Here is a 14,410-nt window from a genome sequence, read left to right as displayed (position 1 = left end):
AGGCGTTCCGTCACGGCATGCTCAGCGCGCCCTGGGCGCTTCGAATGCGCCGCATCAATTCGTCGCTCATGACGAGGTCGGTCGCGGCCAGATTCTCACGCAGATGCTCGATGCGGGTGGACCCGAAGATCGCCGCGCTGACATCCCCATTGGCCAGCACATAGGCCAAGGCCGCCTGCGCCCCGGTCATGTCGGGCTGTTCGTGGAGGAAGAGGAAGCGTCGCCCGTTGGCGAGGTCGCGGCGATGGTGCGCCATGGCTCGTGCAAGATACCAGAAGTCACGACGCCCCCGAATCCTGGCGAACAGCGGCAGGGTGTTGGCCATCGCCAGCGGCATACCGGCCAACACGCCCTTCCCGGCGGCCACGGCGCGGCCGATCAACGGCTCACGTTCCGGCCGAAGGACGTTGTAGTCAATCATCACGGTGTCGATGGCCGCGAGACCCAGGGCGTGCTCGATCACCGCCGGGTCAAAACTGTTGAGGCCCACGGCCCGCGTCAGGCCGCGCGCCTTCAGTGTCATCAGGGTCCCAGTCAGCGCTTCCAGTTCGGGAATTGAAGGGCCGTGCAATTGCAGCAACCCAAGACATTCCAGGTCCAGTTGCTGCAGGCTTCTCTCGGTGCTGGCTACGACGGCGGCAGGTGACATATCGCGCGCGATCCTGCCGCCACCGGCGTGATAGGTGCCGGCTTTGGTTGCGATCACCAGCTCCGCCGTATCGCGACCTCTGAGCGCACGCCCCAGACGCGGCTCCGCCTCGCCAGCGGAATAGCTGGACCCCGTGTCAAACAGGGTAACGCCCAGATCCAGCGCTTCGTGGACGACCCGAACTGCTGTCACTTCGTCGAATGTCGACCTGCCCCACCAACTGGCGCAGCCTAGCCCCAGTTCGGAGACCCACAGATCCGTCTGACCCAGTTTTCGCGCACGCATCTCGCTCAGCGCATTCGTGCGAATTCGGTAGCGACAGTGGCAGCCACCACCTTCCAGGCCGGGGTTGTCGGGATGACAACGTCGAAGTGGCTGGCGCCCGGGATCGCGACGGCCTGGCCGACATCGCCGGCCGCGCCAAACCGCGCCACATACGCCCGACCTGTCGGCAGCGGCATCACATGATCCAGGTCACCCGAGATCATGGTCACGCGTACACCGGTGGGTAGCAGCGCTGCCGGTGAGGTGTCGGCATATGCCGCCTCGCGATCCGCCAGGCGGATAATTTGCGGAATGGACTCAGGTCCGCAGGCGCCTGCGAATACCCTGCCCTGCCGTTCAAGGTCGCCGATGCCGCTCAGACTGACGACCGACCGAACCCGCAGAGGGTCGCTTCGCCAGAGTGGGCTTGTGACTGGAATTCGATGACGCGCCGCCGCCCATAGCGCCAGATGGCCGCCCGCAGAGTGACCCAGCGCCAGCACACGACGTGGGTCCAATCCATAGCGGGCCGCGTCCGGCCTGATCCGGTCTACTGCGGTCGCGACATCGAGAAATGTCCCCGGATAGCCCGCGCCGGACTCGCCAAGTTTCCGGTATACGACGTTCCATACCGCGTAGCCTCGACGCGCCAGATCACCGGCGATGCCGCTTGTCTGTGGCAGCCCTTCATACTTGGCGAGGTAACAACCGCTGTGGATCAGGATGACAACCGGATGCGGCCCTCGCCCGGTTGGCAGGAACAGCTCCACCACCTGTGCGGGGTCCGTTCCATAGGCAATCCTGTGATCGGCGACGACCCGGGGCTGGGCCATGTAGTCGTCTACCGTTTTCGGCGCCGCCTGGGCCGTCATAGGTCCGAGCAAGCCGGCCAGGGCCAGAACAGCCGGTCGTCGGATATAGATGAAAGGGTGTGACACAGGTTGCGCTTCTGACACGAAAGCCGTTCAGGCTCCAGTTTCCGACAGGAGCGGGGCGGGGCCCAGACATCAAGACGCCCCGTTGAGCCTGTCTTGATTCGCCCGCGCGTGGTGGGCGGCGACGGGTTCGAACCGCCGACCCTCTCGGTGTAAACGAGATGCTCTGACCAGCTGAGCTAGCCGCCCTTCCGGCGAGTTCTTAGCCGCCCCCCGGTCTACAGGCAATGCGCGGGAACTTGCTCAGCTGTTGAGCGTGTTCTTAAGGGAGTCCCCGACCCGGAACCGGCAGGTCTGCAACGCCGGACGACGGACCTTTTCGCCGGTTCTGGGGTTCCTCGCGATGCCGGCGGCCCGTCTGACAGGCACAAAGCTTCCAAAGCCAACAAGTCGGACTTCGTCGCCCGCCTTCAGGGATGTCGAGACCGAGGCAATGAAGGCGTCCAGCGCTTCCCTCGCCTGAGTCTTGTTCAGGCCAGTTTTGTCGGCCATCGCCGATACGAGTTCGGCCTTGGTCATGTGAGTTTGCTCCCAGCCCAGCTTTTTCTTTTCTGGCGTTAAGGGTTTTGGGCCCCCACCCCCTAAGCCCTTGTCGAGTTAAGGCCGGGAGAGCGCCGAGGTCAAACGCCGTATCCGGGGAACAACTCCCAGAGCGGGGCCTTGTCACCCAACTTGATTGAAAAACCGCTCACCGCCCGTCCTCGCAGGGCCGGACGGTGAGCGCTGGTCCTTCTCAGTGAGCTCGCAAACCCTCGGCTGTGTCAGCGTCGTCCGCTACCGACGCCACCGGCAACACCTCGGTCCACTCGATGGCCACCGGCTGGCGCACCAAGGCCTTGGCCAGTACCTCGTCCATGGTGCTGACCGGAATGATCTGCAGCGCCGACTTCACGTTGTCGGGGATGTCGGCGAGGTCCTTTTCATTTTCCTGAGGGATCAGCACGGTCTTGACGCCTGAGCGCAACGCCGCGAGCAGCTTCTCCTTCAGCCCGCCGATGGCCGTGACGCGGCCTCGCAATGTGACTTCGCCGGTCATTGCGATGTCGGCCCGGATCGGTATCCCGGTCAACACTGAGACGATGGCTGTGGCCATGGCCGCGCCGGCGGAAGGGCCATCCTTAGGCGTGGCGCCGTCCGGCACGTGGATGTGGACATCGGTCCGCTCGAAGGACGGCGGCTCAAGGCCGAACTTCGTCGCCCGGCTGCGGACATAGCTGTTCGCCGCCGAGATCGACTCCTTCATAACGTCCTTCAGGTTGCCGGTGATGGACATCCGGCCCTTGCCCGGCATCTTGACCGCCTCGATCGTGAGGATATCGCCGCCGAACTCGGTCCACGCCAGGCCGGTGATGATGCCCACCGCGTCCTCGGCGTCCGTCTCGCCATAGCGATACTTCTGCACGCCGGCATATTTGGCCAGTCGCTCGTCATCGATGGTGATCGAGGTCAGGGTCTCCCGGCCCAGATCCCGCACCACCTTGCGCGCCAGATTGCCCAGCTCCCGCTCAAGGCTCCGGACGCCGGCTTCGCGGGTATAGTAGCGGATCAGGCCGCGGATGGCCTCTTCCGGCACCACAAACTCTTCCGGCTTCAGGCCGTGATCCTTGGTCAGCTTGGGCAGGATGTGCCGCTTGGCGATCTCGACCTTCTCGTCCTCGGTGTAGCCGGGGATGCGGATGATCTCCATGCGGTCCAGCAGAGGCTGGGGCATGTTGAACGAGTTGGCCGTCGTGACGAACATCACCGGCGACAGGTCGTAGTCCACCTCGAGATAGTGGTCCCCGAACGTGGAGTTCTGCGCCGGGTCCAGCACCTCCAGCAGCGCCGACGACGGATCACCACGATAGTCGGAGCCCATCTTGTCGATCTCATCCAGCAGGAAGAAGGCGTTGGTCGACTTGGCCTTCTTCATCGACTGGATGATCTTGCCGGGCATGGAACCGATGTAGGTGCGGCGATGGCCACGGATCTCGGCCTCGTCGCGCACGCCGCCCAACGACACCCGCACGAACTCGCGGCCCGTCGCCTGGGCGATGGAGCGGCCGAGTGACGTCTTGCCGACACCCGGGGGTCCGACCAGGCACAGGATCGGGCCCTTCAACGAGCCGGTGCGGTTCTGGACCGCAAGGTACTCGAGGATCCGTTCCTTAACCTTCTCAAGGCCATAGTGGTCGTCGTTGAGGGTGTCCTCGGCCTTTTGCAGGTCGATGGGCTTTTGCTTGGCCTTGCCCCACGGGATCGACAGCAGCCAGTCCAGATAGTTACGGACCACGGTCGATTCCGCCGACATCGGGCTCATGTTGCGCAGCTTCTTCAGCTCGCTCTCGGCCTTGGTCTTGGCTTCCTTGGACAGCTTGGTCTTCTTGATGCGCTTCTCGAGCTCCATCAGCTCGTCGCGCGTGTCGTCCGGCTCACCCAGCTCGCGCTGGATCGCCTTCATCTGCTCATTGAGGTAATACTCGCGCTGGGTCTTCTCCATCTGCCGCTTCACGCGATTACGGATCTTCTTTTCGGTCTGCATGACCGAGATCTCGCCTTCCATAAGGGCGTAGACCTTCTCCAACCGCTTCACGACATTGAAGACTTCCAGCAGTTGCTGCTTCTCGGCGATCTTGACCGAGAGGTGACCCGCGATGCGGTCGGCCAGTTCGCTGGGATTGTCGATCTGCGGGATCGCGGCCAGCGCCTCGGGTGGGACCTTCTTGTTGAGCTTCACATAGTTCTCGAACTGCTCGATGACCGCGCGGCTCAGCGCCTCGGCCTCGGGCGAGCCGACGCCATCCTCCTGGACCATGGCGATCTCGGCTTCGTAGAAGTCGCCGGACGAGGTGAACCTGGTGACACCCGCGCGGGCCTTACCCTCGACCAGCACCTTGACCGTGCCGTCGGGCAGTTTCAGCAGCTGCAGGATCGTGGCGACCACGCCCACGCCATAGATGGCGTTTGGCGAGGGATCGTCCTCGTCCTTGTCCTTCTGGGTCACCAGCAGGATCTGCTTGCCCTCCACGCGCATGGCTTCTTCCAGCGCGCGCACGGACTTTTCACGACCGACAAACAGCGGGACCGGCTGATGCGGAAAAACAACGATGTCCCGCAACGGCAGGATCGGAAGAATTTTGACGTCAGACATTACGCTCTCGAACTCCTGGCCGGCCCGCAGTTTGCCGAGCCTAACCTTTGCGGGCCGTGGTCACCCAAACGATGCGCTTGAGTCGGACGACCCGTCCGCCCGAAGGGGCCGGACCTTGTGCTTATTCATGTGGATGGTTTTCCCTGGCGTTCAAGCACCAAGAGGTCCGGCGCGACAAACCGTCTCAGAGCCCTACCCTCGCGGGTTCCGCCCCTTCCAGTTGAGCTCAATGTTCACGCCATTGAGATCGCGCACGAAAATCTGCCGGACCGACGAGCCGGGCACCTTGGTCTCGAAAAACTTCAGCCTGGTGGCCTGGACCCGTTTCAAGGCCTCTTCATAGTCGGTGATGTCGAATGCGAAGTGGTCCAGCGCCGAGCCGTCGGATGCCTCTGCGGGCCTGTCCACCTGAACCAGGTGCACGACGTCCTTCTCCCCGGCATAGAGCCAGGCGCCGGGGAATGGAAACGCCGGCCGCCAGCCTTCGGTCAGACCCAGCACATCCATAAACATCGCTTTGGTAGAGGCGAGATCGGCGGTTCGGATATTGACGTGGTCGAGGGCGCGGACCAGGGACATAAGCGCCCCTAGGCCGCCCCGCCCTTGTCCCGACGCTCGGCGTAGATCACCAGCGGCTGGGCGCGACCTTCGATGACCTCTGCATTGACCACGACCTCCTCGACACCTTCGTAGGTGGGAAGCTCGTACATGGTCTCCAGCAGCACGCCTTCCAGGATCGAACGCAGGCCACGCGCGCCGGTCTTGCGCAGGATGGCCTTGCGGGCGACGGCGTTGAGCGCGTCATCCGTGAAGGTCAGGCCAACATTCTCCATGTCGAACAGGCGCTGGTACTGCTTCACGAAGGCGTTCTTGGGCTCAGTGAGGATCTTCACCAGGGCCGTCTCGTCGAGATCGTCCAGCGTCGCAATGACTGGCAGACGGCCCACGAACTCCGGGATCAGACCGAAGCGCAGCAGGTCGTCCGGCTCCACCTGCCGGAATATCTGGCCGGTGCGGCGCTCATCCGGGTCAGAGACCTTGGCGCCAAAGCCCACCGAGGTGCCCTGTCCCCGCGCCGAGATGATCTTTTCAAGGCCTGCAAACGCCCCGCCGCAGATGAACAGGATGTTGGTGGTGTCAACCTGCAGGAATTCCTGCTGCGGATGCTTGCGGCCGCCCTGCGGCGGCACGGAGGCGACGGTGCCTTCCATGATCTTCAGCAGGGCCTGCTGCACACCCTCGCCCGACACGTCGCGGGTGATCGAAGGGTTGTCGGACTTGCGACTGATCTTGTCGACCTCGTCGATGTAGACGATGCCGCGCTGCGCGCGCTCGACGTTGTAATCGGCCGACTGCAGAAGTTTCAGGATGATGTTTTCGACGTCCTCACCCACATAGCCAGCCTCGGTCAGTGTGGTGGCGTCGGCAACGGTGAACGGTACGTCGATGATTCGGGCCAGCGTCTGGGCCAGCAGGGTCTTGCCGGTGCCGGTAGGACCGATCAGCAGGATGTTGGCCTTGCCCAGTTCGACGTCGTTGTTCTTCGTCGCGTGGTTGAGGCGCTTGTAGTGATTGTGCACCGCGACCGCGAGCACCTTCTTGGCGTGATCTTGCCCGATCACGTAATCGTCCAGGACCTCGCGGATTTCCTTGGGCGTCGGCACACCGTCCTTGGATTTGACGAAAGAAATCTTGTGTTCTTCACGGATGATATCCATGCACAATTCAACGCACTCATCACAGATGAACACGGTTGGGCCCGCAATCAACTTGCGAACCTCGTGCTGGCTCTTGCCGCAGAAAGAGCAGTAAAGCGTGCTCTTGGAGTCTCCGCTGGCGGCCTTGGTCATGGTCTCATCTCACTCTCTCGACGAAGTCAGCCTTACGAACCGGCAAACTCCGCGCCAGGGCGCCTGCGCCCGGACACTGCACTATACGCGCCGCTGGTTGTCCAAGTCTTGACATTCCCTGATCCGCGCTACGATCACAAGCCTTCGCGCGCCTGAGCGAGAAAGAGTGGTGATCCGCCCGAACCGTGGGCATGTCACCTTTCCAAATGGGAAACGCGCCTGAATGGCACAAGACACAGAACAGGTTAGCGATCCAATCGTTGCGTTCGACTTCGACGGCACGCTGACCACGCGAGATAGTTTCACGGCCTTTCTGAGGTGGCGAACTCCGCCAGCGCGCTGGGTCCTCGGGGGCTTGCGGCTGGTGCCGGCTGCTCTGGCCTATATCGGGCATCGGGATCGCGGCCGGATCAAGGAGGCTGCCGTGCGGGAGTACCTGCGTGGCGTCACGCGGGACCGCCTCGAATCCGATGCGCGGCGGTTTGCGGAATTGCACTCCCGCAGCCTGCTGCGCCCAGACGCTGTGATGGCCTGGAAGCGCTGGCGGGATGAGCGGGTGCGCCTGGTGATCGTCACAGCCTCGCCGGATATTGTGGTGGCGCCGTTTGCGCGGGGTCTGGGCGCCGATGATCTGATCGGGACGGCCCTAGCCTTCGACGCCCAGGGCAAGGCGACTGGCGCCTTCGCATCCCCGAACTGTCGCGGACCAGAAAAGGTCGTGCGTCTGACCCAGGCCTACGGTGCGGACCTGGAGCTCCGAGCCGCCTATGGCGACACAGACGGCGACACCGAGATGCTGGCCGCGGCGCAGGAGCCCTATTTCCGCGTTTTCACCGGCCGCCCGTGAAACACGCAACCCCCAGTGCGCTGGACCAGCTGGAGACGCTATTGGAACAGCTGCGTGCCGTTCCAGGCCTGAGGGAGCGCTCCCGCGGCGTATTCTATCGCAAGAGCCAGGCGTTCCTGCGCTTCCACGAAGACCCCAAAGGCCTGTTCGCCGATCTACGCGATGCCGCCGGCAAAAACTTCGACCGCTTCAACATCTCCGCCGAAACGGGCAAAGCCGCTCTTGTCACGACCGCCCGGACCCGCATGCAGGGCTGACGAAGCTACGCCTCGTCGTCCTCGCGGCTTTCCCAGACCTTGTCGACCAGACCCCAGTCGCGCGCTTCCTCGGCGGTCATGAAGTGATCGCGATCGAGGGTCTCTTCCACCACCTCAATGGGCTGACCAGTGTGCTTGGCATAGATCTCGTTCAGCCGGCGCTTGGTCTTGATGATGTCCTCGGCGTGGCGGCGGATGTCCTGCGCCTTGCCTGAGTATCCGCCCGACGGCTGGTGGACCATGATCCGCGAGTTCGGCAGCGCGATGCGACTGCCCTTCTGGCCGGCCATAAGCAGGAACGATCCCATCGACGCGGCCATGCCCAGGCACAGGGTGATCACCGGGCTGCGGATGTATTGCATGGTGTCATAGATCGCGAGGCCCGACGTCACCACGCCACCCGGCGAGTTGATATACATCTGGATCTCTTTCTTGGGGTTCTCGGCCTCAAGGTGCAACAGCTGGGCGCAGATCAGGCTGGCCATGCCGTCCTCGACGGGGCCGGCCAGGAAAATGATCCGGTCTTTGAGCAGACGCGAAAAGATATCGTAGGCGCGTTCGCCCCGGCTCGTCTGCTCGACGACCATCGGCACGAGGCCCAGGGCGGTAGTGACGGGGTCACGCATAGGGAGGCAGTCCTTCTTGGGTCTCTGTTCGGACGGCGAACGCCCGTGCATGACCCCCGATATCGCGTGCGCCGCCCTCCGGCGCAAGGCAGGCGAAGACGATGATCCGGAAACCATCGCCTTCCGCGACCTGAATCAGGCCCCGCGGAGGTTCAACGATGCCGGGCGCCGACGGGCGCGAAGGGCGGAGCCGATCGCTCCGAACCCCACAATCATCAACGTCCAGGCGCCGGGCTCGGGAACTGCAACGGCCACATTGTCCAGCAGCAGCTGGCTGGAATAGGTCGGGTCAGGCACGCCGACATTGCGAACGCCAGCTTCCAGAATGTAATCGCCGACATCCAGCTCGTCGCTGGTGAACGAGAGCCAATCCGTGTGGCCCTGGTTTCCCACAGCCGCCACGCTGGACGCGAAGATAATCTGGCTTTTGCCCAGGCTGATAATCCGGACATAGGCATCATCGTTGTATTCATCATAATCGAACGCCAGGAACGCGGCGTTGAAACTGACCCGTGATTTCACACCGAGCTTAAACGGCTGAAACAGCCGCGTGTAGTCCCCCTCGACCGGGCCCGCGACCAGCTTGGCAAAGTACCTTCCCTCTGTCGCGGTGTAGTGTTGCCCAAAGATGGGGTCCGCCAGCGCGTCATCGGCATCGGTCACAACCTCAACGTCGCCGCCGGAATGACTCCAGCCGGACAGGTCTCCGGATTCGAAGCCGGCGTTCAGAAAGGAGGCAGCCTGGGACGGCGCGGATAGCAAGACGGCGATCGCGGCGCCCAGCAGGAGGAATTTCATTTTCATGGTCGATCCTTACGCGAACAGGAAGTCGGAAGACTGAAGGCTGCCGACCTGGATATTGTTGAGTTGGAGGCTGTCGCCCGCTGCACCGGTGATCACGACGTTGGCGCCGACCTGCGTCGCACGCGCCAGAACATCGTTGAAGTCGACGAAGCCCGCCCCGACGAGGCGAATGTCGTCGTCTGCGGATCGGAAGTCGGTGATCACGTCGCGACCAAAACCCGGACCGAAGACGAACACATCAAGACCCCGACCGCCCGTGAGGACGTCATTGCCGAGGCCACCGACGAGCAGATCGTTCCCGTCACCACCAGACAGACTGTCGATCCCCGAGCCGCCGTCGAGCGTGTCGTTGCCCGCGCCGCCGACCATGGTGTCGGTACCGCCGAGCCCGATCAGGCTGTCGTTCCCGGCCGCGCCGTCCAGCCTCTCGTCCAGGACCGTGCCGGTCAGACTGTCGGCGCCCGACCCGCCCGTGCGGGTCGCGCCGTCGGCAACGCCGCTGATCGTCACCTGCACCGTGGCTGTGCTTGTGGCCCCGGCCGTGTCCCTCATCACGTAGCTGAAGCTGTCGCTTGTGCTCTGCCCGGTCGTGAGCAGATCGAAGCTGTCGGGGTCCGCCGTGTAGACCACCTTGCCGCTGACGATCGCCAGGGTAGCGCCCTTGGTCGTCGCACTGACCGAAACAACGGTCTTGGTGTCACCGGCGTTCGGATCGTTGTCGTTGGCGAGAACGTCGATGGTGACGCTGGCATCCTCGTTGACCACCGCCGTGTCGGCGACCGCCGTAGGACCAATGTTCATCTGGAACCGACCGACCAAGCCATCGTGATCTGTGGTCTGGTTCACCGACGCCTGGCTGCTGTTCAGGTGGACGATATCGAACTGGGCGCCGGCGTAGAGGCTCGGCGAGGCCAGCATGTGGTCGAGCTGCTGACTATTGCCCTCAAAATTGTAGGAATAGCGGTCAGTGGGCGCCAGCAGGTTGTTGAGATTGGTCAGCGCGCCGCCGCTCTCGAGCTGGGTCAATGAGGGCTCGAACTGGAACGCGTTGAAGTCGCCCATGACCACGACCTTGGCTGTCGGATTGGCGGCGATCAGGCCTTCAACGAAAGCCTTTACGAACGAGGACTGCTCCAGCCGGGTCGCATCGCCGGCATTGAGCGCCGGCTGGTTGACACCGAAGAGGGCGTTGCTGCCGCCACGCGAAGTGCTGTGCAGGTCAACAACGGTGACGGTCTCGCCGTTGAAGGTGAACACCCCCACAAGCGGCTTGCGGCTGTTGGCGTAGGCATCGCCGTTGTCCGGCGTGGTGTCGACGATCTGGTTGACCGAGACGAAGCCGACCCGGTCCGGGTTGTAGAGATACCCCTGGCGGATATTGCCGTTGGGCTCGCCGCCTGTGGTGTTGGCGACTGTAGGCGCAACCTCGACATAGACATAACGGGGGCCGCCGGCGGCGACGATGGCGTCGATCAGTTTGTTCGCGGTGGCCGCACCGGACAGGTTCGCGCCCGTACCGGGCCCGTCCGCGTCCTGGACTTCCTCCAGCCCGACGATATCGGGCGAACCCAGGTTGAAGCGGATGTTTGCCGCCAGGGCGTTGAACTTCGCCTGCGGATCGAACGGATCCAGGTTCTCGACATTGAACGAGCCGATGGTCAGATGATTCGCATCGCCCACCAGGGTGGTCGTTTCCCGGGGCAATACGATCGGGCCGCTGCCCGTTGAGCCGATCGCGGTCGGCACCAACTCATAGTCGCCGCTGAAGTAGCGCAGGATGCCGGTCACGTCGCCGAGCAGGTCTCCGGTCACCGCGTTCGGCTTCACCCCGGCAGGCGACAGCCCTGAGTCGAAGAAAATCTGCACCCGTTCGGGGTTGAGGTCCCCTGCCGATATGGTCAGCCCGCCAGCCGGGTTCAGACCGGTCGCGTTCGCACCTTGGTTGGCGACGACCCAGGTGGTGTTGCTGCTGGTCGAGCCGACCGCCATGGCGTCGGGGATCGTGACCCGCATGCCTTCCAGCGACTCGTAGAAGTCGATGGCGTCCTGGGCCGGGTCGAAGACCGAGAAGTTGTCATTGTCGATCACTTCCGTGGGAACCAGGCGGCCACCCGTCCCCAGCACAATCGCGGCCGGCAAGGCATTGCCGCTGGACAGCACCGTGATCGTAGGCGCGTCGATCTCGGTGATCGTCAGGCTATTGGTGTCGGAACCCCGAAACTCGGCGACGGTGCCGGCGACGCGTACGCTGTCGCCGACGGCCACCGTCGGCGCGGAGTTGGTGAAGATGAAGATGGCCTCCGACGTCGCGACGTAGGCATCGGGATTCGGGTCCTGGATCCAGAAACCGCGCGCGCCTGTGGTATCGATCGCCGTGACGATGCCGGAGGTCACAACGGTCTGGCCGTTGAACGGCGAGGTGTGACCAGCGCCCTGGATGTCGTGGATGGCCACGAGCGTGACGTCGTCGTTGTTGATTGTACCTGTGGCGGAGCTGTTCAACAGCGCGGCCGTACCCGTCACATTGCTGAGGTTCGACAACAGGAGACTAAAGGTCTCGTTCGGCTCGACCGTAGTATCGCCGTTGATCGTGACCGACACTGTCTGGCTCAGCGCGCCGCCAACCTCGAAGGTGAGCGTGCCGCTCACCGCGGCATAGTCCGAGCCTGCAGTCGCCGTGCCGTTGGCGCTGCCATAGTCAAGGGTGAAGGCGCCGTCATTGCTGCTGCGATTGACGGTGAAAGTCAGTACTGACGTACCGCTGTCGCCCTCCGAGATCGACACGTTGCCCACCGAAACCGAGGCGCCAGCGGCGGCGTCGCTGGTCACGCTGATATTGTCGATGCCGACCCATTCGTCGTTGCCGACGGCGTTGGTGGTCATGATCCTGACCTGTATCTGGCTCTGGCCGTTCACTGCGGCAGGCAGGTCAAGCGTCAGGTGGGTAACCTGGGTCGCCAGCGACGGCCCCGTCGTGGCGTCGGCGATGTAGCCGCCGGGCACGTTGGTCCATGGGCCGCTGGGGCCGACCCGATACTGGACGTTCACCTGCTGCGTCGCGTTGTCGACTGACCCATCGAGATCGCGAATATCCACGTCGAGACGCAGGTTCTTGCGGCCAGTACCGTCCAGGTGAAGCACGATGAAAGGCGCGTCAGCCGTCCCCGAACCGTTGAGCGCAATGGTCGGGTTCGCGATCGCAAACTCGGCGACACCGCCGGTGGAGAAGGTGCCGGGGTTGGTCTGGTTCGCGGAAACGTCGATCGGCCCCGTAGCGTCGCTGGTCAGGGTTCGCGGGTCCGTGCCAGTCGCGGAGGTCAAATCGTCGCCGCGGTAGCCGATAATGCTGGGCACGCCGTCCCAGTTGTCATCACTTGTGATGAGACTGGTGTTCGTCCAGTCCTGGAAGAAGTTTGCAGCCGACAGGTTGAAATAAACGCCGCTCATCGTAGCTCCCGGATCCCAAAAATCACCAACATCACCCCAGACGCCGGCCGCTCAAACCGGCCATTCTGACGGCACCGCACAGACGGAATTTCGAGTATTCCATCAGCTTGCCGTCAGCAATCGTCGGCTCGTCACCGTTTGCGCAGGCGGGGTCATAACCACCTCGAGTGACAGTTGAACGACAGTATTCATAGATACGCCTGACACCAGAACTCGCGGAGATTTTTCCCCAACAAGTTGTATTTCGAGACTTGATTTTCGGATTGCCAACGGCCTCGGGAACCCACCGGGACCATGCCCTGATCTCACACAGCATTCGATCTCTCTCTGGAATCCGGGCGGATGGCGAACGCCGCTCCCAGCACTTCGACCGGCGCCCCGAAGTCTGGCCTGCGACGGCGGAACGTGACAACCGTGGGACGGATCGATCAACATAGACCTACCGCGCGCTGTTTGCGGGATTTCCGGAGCCATTCAATGATGCGAACAGCAGTTATGGCGGCGCTCATCCTTGCCGCCACTACGCCCGTCGTGGCGGCTCCAAAGCCCGTCAAGGCCGACAGCAGGATTCTGGCCGCCGCCGAGGCCTTGCGCGACGACCAGATCAAGCTCCTGGAGACCGTCGTCAACATCGACAGCGGCACCGGCGATGTTGCGGGCGGTCGAAAGGTCGCGGCCCTTCTCGCGGAACGCCTGAGAGCCATGGGCGCCGCGATCGAGATGGTCCCGGCGGAGATCACCGGGCTTCCTGATAATCTGGTGGCGACCTTCACGGGCAGCGGCAAGGGGCGCGTCCTGCTGATCGGGCACCTCGACACGGTCTTCGAGCCCGGCACGGTCTCGCGGTGGCCATTCCGGATTGAAGGTGATCGCGCCTATGGCCCGGGCGTCTCCGACGAGAAAGGCGGCGTGGTTCAGGCCGTGTTTGCGCTCCAGATCCTGAAGGATGCCGGGTTCAGGGATTTCAAGACCATCACCTACCTTATCGAGACATCCGAGGAACGCGGGTCGCCAGGCACACGCGCCCTGATCTCGCGGCTGCTCAAGGATGCTGACGTCGAGCTCAACCTCGAGCCGGGTGACGCCCCCGACGTCATCACAGTCTGGCGCAAGGGCTCCAACACCTTTTACATCGACGTGAAGGGCCGCGCCGCCCACGCCGGGGTAGCGCCGCAGGATGGCCGCAATGCCGCCGACGAACTGATGCACCAGTTGCAGGCTGTGGCGCCGTTCCCGAAAACGGGAGACGGCATGACGGTCAACCTGACGCTGATGTCCGCCGGATCGCGGTACAACATCATTCCCGAAGACGCCTCGGCCGCCATCAACGTGCGTGTGCGTGAGAAGGCGCAGGCCGAACAGGTCGCCCAGGCGCTTGAGGCCAGCGCCCGAGCGCCCCTGATCCCCGACACAAAGGTGAGGGTCCGCCGCGAAACCTCATTCCCGCCCCTGTCGAGCAATGCCTCAACGGACGCGCTAGAGCGTCGTGCCTGAATCGGGAATCGAAGGATTCCCAAATCTGACGAAGCGTGATTCACCGTGGATGGAGGTGGATCATGGGCAAGAGCTATTCGATGGACCTGCGCGAGCGGATCGTGGCG

At 63.3% G+C, this 14,410-nt stretch carries 12 protein-coding genes and 1 tRNA gene; 3 read left to right on the top strand and 10 right to left on the bottom strand.

The window, feature by feature from the left end:
• Positions 1-10 precede the first annotated feature (10 nt).
• The 7 genes from ACIQ3B_RS09395 to clpX all read right to left on the bottom strand — a co-directional run bounded on the left by ACIQ3B_RS09395 (position 11) and on the right by clpX (position 6,828).
• Entirely contained in the window at positions 11-934 is a 924-nt protein-coding gene (locus tag ACIQ3B_RS09395; RefSeq protein WP_397401887.1) for an aldo/keto reductase, read from the bottom strand.
• A gap of 5 nt (positions 935-939) precedes the next feature.
• A complete protein-coding gene (locus ACIQ3B_RS09390) occupies positions 940-1,851 on the bottom strand; it encodes an alpha/beta hydrolase (RefSeq protein ID WP_397401885.1) in 912 nt (303 codons plus the stop codon).
• A gap of 109 nt (positions 1,852-1,960) precedes the next feature.
• Positions 1,961-2,037: transfer RNA gene (locus ACIQ3B_RS09385), tRNA-Val, on the bottom strand.
• Positions 2,038-2,091: 54 nt separating this feature from the next.
• Complete coding sequence (locus ACIQ3B_RS09380) at positions 2,092-2,367, bottom strand: HU family DNA-binding protein (protein ID WP_397401883.1); 276 nt, start codon at positions 2,365-2,367, stop codon at positions 2,092-2,094.
• Between the two features lie 214 nt (positions 2,368-2,581).
• Positions 2,582-4,978, bottom strand: coding sequence for an endopeptidase La (gene lon / locus ACIQ3B_RS09375; protein ID WP_397401881.1), 2,397 nt, complete (start codon positions 4,976-4,978; stop codon positions 2,582-2,584).
• Between the two features lie 192 nt (positions 4,979-5,170).
• On the bottom strand, positions 5,171-5,557 hold the full coding sequence (locus ACIQ3B_RS09370; protein WP_397401879.1) for a VOC family protein: 387 nt from the start codon (positions 5,555-5,557) through the stop codon (positions 5,171-5,173).
• An 8-nt stretch (positions 5,558-5,565) separates the two neighbouring features.
• Complete coding sequence (clpX, locus tag ACIQ3B_RS09365; RefSeq protein WP_397401877.1) at positions 5,566-6,828, bottom strand: ATP-dependent Clp protease ATP-binding subunit ClpX; 1,263 nt, start codon at positions 6,826-6,828, stop codon at positions 5,566-5,568.
• A gap of 223 nt (positions 6,829-7,051) precedes the next feature.
• Here clpX and ACIQ3B_RS09360 point away from each other — a divergent pair, with 223 nt between their 5' ends.
• The gene (locus ACIQ3B_RS09360; RefSeq protein WP_397401876.1) at positions 7,052-7,675 is read left to right on the top strand and encodes an HAD-IB family hydrolase; all 624 of its coding nucleotides are present in this window, start codon (positions 7,052-7,054) and stop codon (positions 7,673-7,675) included.
• Positions 7,676-7,716: 41 nt separating this feature from the next.
• Complete coding sequence (locus ACIQ3B_RS09355) at positions 7,717-7,932, top strand: hypothetical protein (protein WP_397401874.1); 216 nt, start codon at positions 7,717-7,719, stop codon at positions 7,930-7,932.
• 5 nt (positions 7,933-7,937) lie between these two features.
• On the opposite strand, the gene ACIQ3B_RS09350 is transcribed toward ACIQ3B_RS09355, so the two are convergent.
• From ACIQ3B_RS09350 to ACIQ3B_RS09340, 3 genes are all read right to left on the bottom strand, one after another.
• Entirely contained in the window at positions 7,938-8,558 is a 621-nt protein-coding gene (locus tag ACIQ3B_RS09350) for an ATP-dependent Clp protease proteolytic subunit (RefSeq protein ID WP_397401872.1), read from the bottom strand.
• 135 nt (positions 8,559-8,693) lie between these two features.
• The gene (locus tag ACIQ3B_RS09345) at positions 8,694-9,362 is read right to left on the bottom strand and encodes a PEPxxWA-CTERM sorting domain-containing protein (protein ID WP_397401870.1); all 669 of its coding nucleotides are present in this window, start codon (positions 9,360-9,362) and stop codon (positions 8,694-8,696) included.
• A 9-nt stretch (positions 9,363-9,371) separates the two neighbouring features.
• Positions 9,372-12,809, bottom strand: a complete 3,438-nt coding sequence (locus ACIQ3B_RS09340) for a Calx-beta domain-containing protein (protein ID WP_397401868.1) — start codon at positions 12,807-12,809, stop codon at positions 9,372-9,374.
• 477 nt (positions 12,810-13,286) lie between these two features.
• Between ACIQ3B_RS09340 and ACIQ3B_RS09335 the strand changes: the two genes are divergently transcribed.
• Entirely contained in the window at positions 13,287-14,303 is a 1,017-nt protein-coding gene (locus tag ACIQ3B_RS09335; protein WP_397401866.1) for a glutamate carboxypeptidase, read from the top strand.
• Positions 14,304-14,410 lie beyond the last annotated feature (107 nt).

This window comes from Phenylobacterium sp. (genome assembly GCF_044358365.1).
Lineage (GTDB): Bacteria > Pseudomonadota > Alphaproteobacteria > Caulobacterales > Caulobacteraceae > Phenylobacterium.
This window is presented reverse-complemented; position numbering and strand designations above follow the sequence as displayed.

What these genes read in the sequence shown, in the direction of transcription:
- ACIQ3B_RS09335 (WP_397401866.1), top strand. Translation starts at nt 13,287, where the DNA reads ATGATGCGAACAGCAGTTATGGCGGCGCTCATCCTTGCCGCCACTACG.
- ACIQ3B_RS09395 (WP_397401887.1), bottom strand. Translation starts at nt 934, where the DNA reads ATGCGTGCGCGAAAACTGGGTCAGACGGATCTGTGGGTCTCCGAACTG.
- ACIQ3B_RS09345 (WP_397401870.1), bottom strand. Translation starts at nt 9,362, where the DNA reads ATGAAAATGAAATTCCTCCTGCTGGGCGCCGCGATCGCCGTCTTGCTA.
- ACIQ3B_RS09380 (WP_397401883.1), bottom strand. Translation starts at nt 2,367, where the DNA reads ATGACCAAGGCCGAACTCGTATCGGCGATGGCCGACAAAACTGGCCTG.
- ACIQ3B_RS09350 (WP_397401872.1), bottom strand. Translation starts at nt 8,558, where the DNA reads ATGCGTGACCCCGTCACTACCGCCCTGGGCCTCGTGCCGATGGTCGTC.
- ACIQ3B_RS09360 (WP_397401876.1), top strand. Translation starts at nt 7,052, where the DNA reads ATGGCACAAGACACAGAACAGGTTAGCGATCCAATCGTTGCGTTCGAC.
- lon (WP_397401881.1), bottom strand. Translation starts at nt 4,978, where the DNA reads ATGTCTGACGTCAAAATTCTTCCGATCCTGCCGTTGCGGGACATCGTT.
- clpX (WP_397401877.1), bottom strand. Translation starts at nt 6,828, where the DNA reads ATGACCAAGGCCGCCAGCGGAGACTCCAAGAGCACGCTTTACTGCTCT.
- ACIQ3B_RS09370 (WP_397401879.1), bottom strand. Translation starts at nt 5,557, where the DNA reads ATGTCCCTGGTCCGCGCCCTCGACCACGTCAATATCCGAACCGCCGAT.
- ACIQ3B_RS09340 (WP_397401868.1), bottom strand. Translation starts at nt 12,809, where the DNA reads ATGAGCGGCGTTTATTTCAACCTGTCGGCTGCAAACTTCTTCCAGGAC.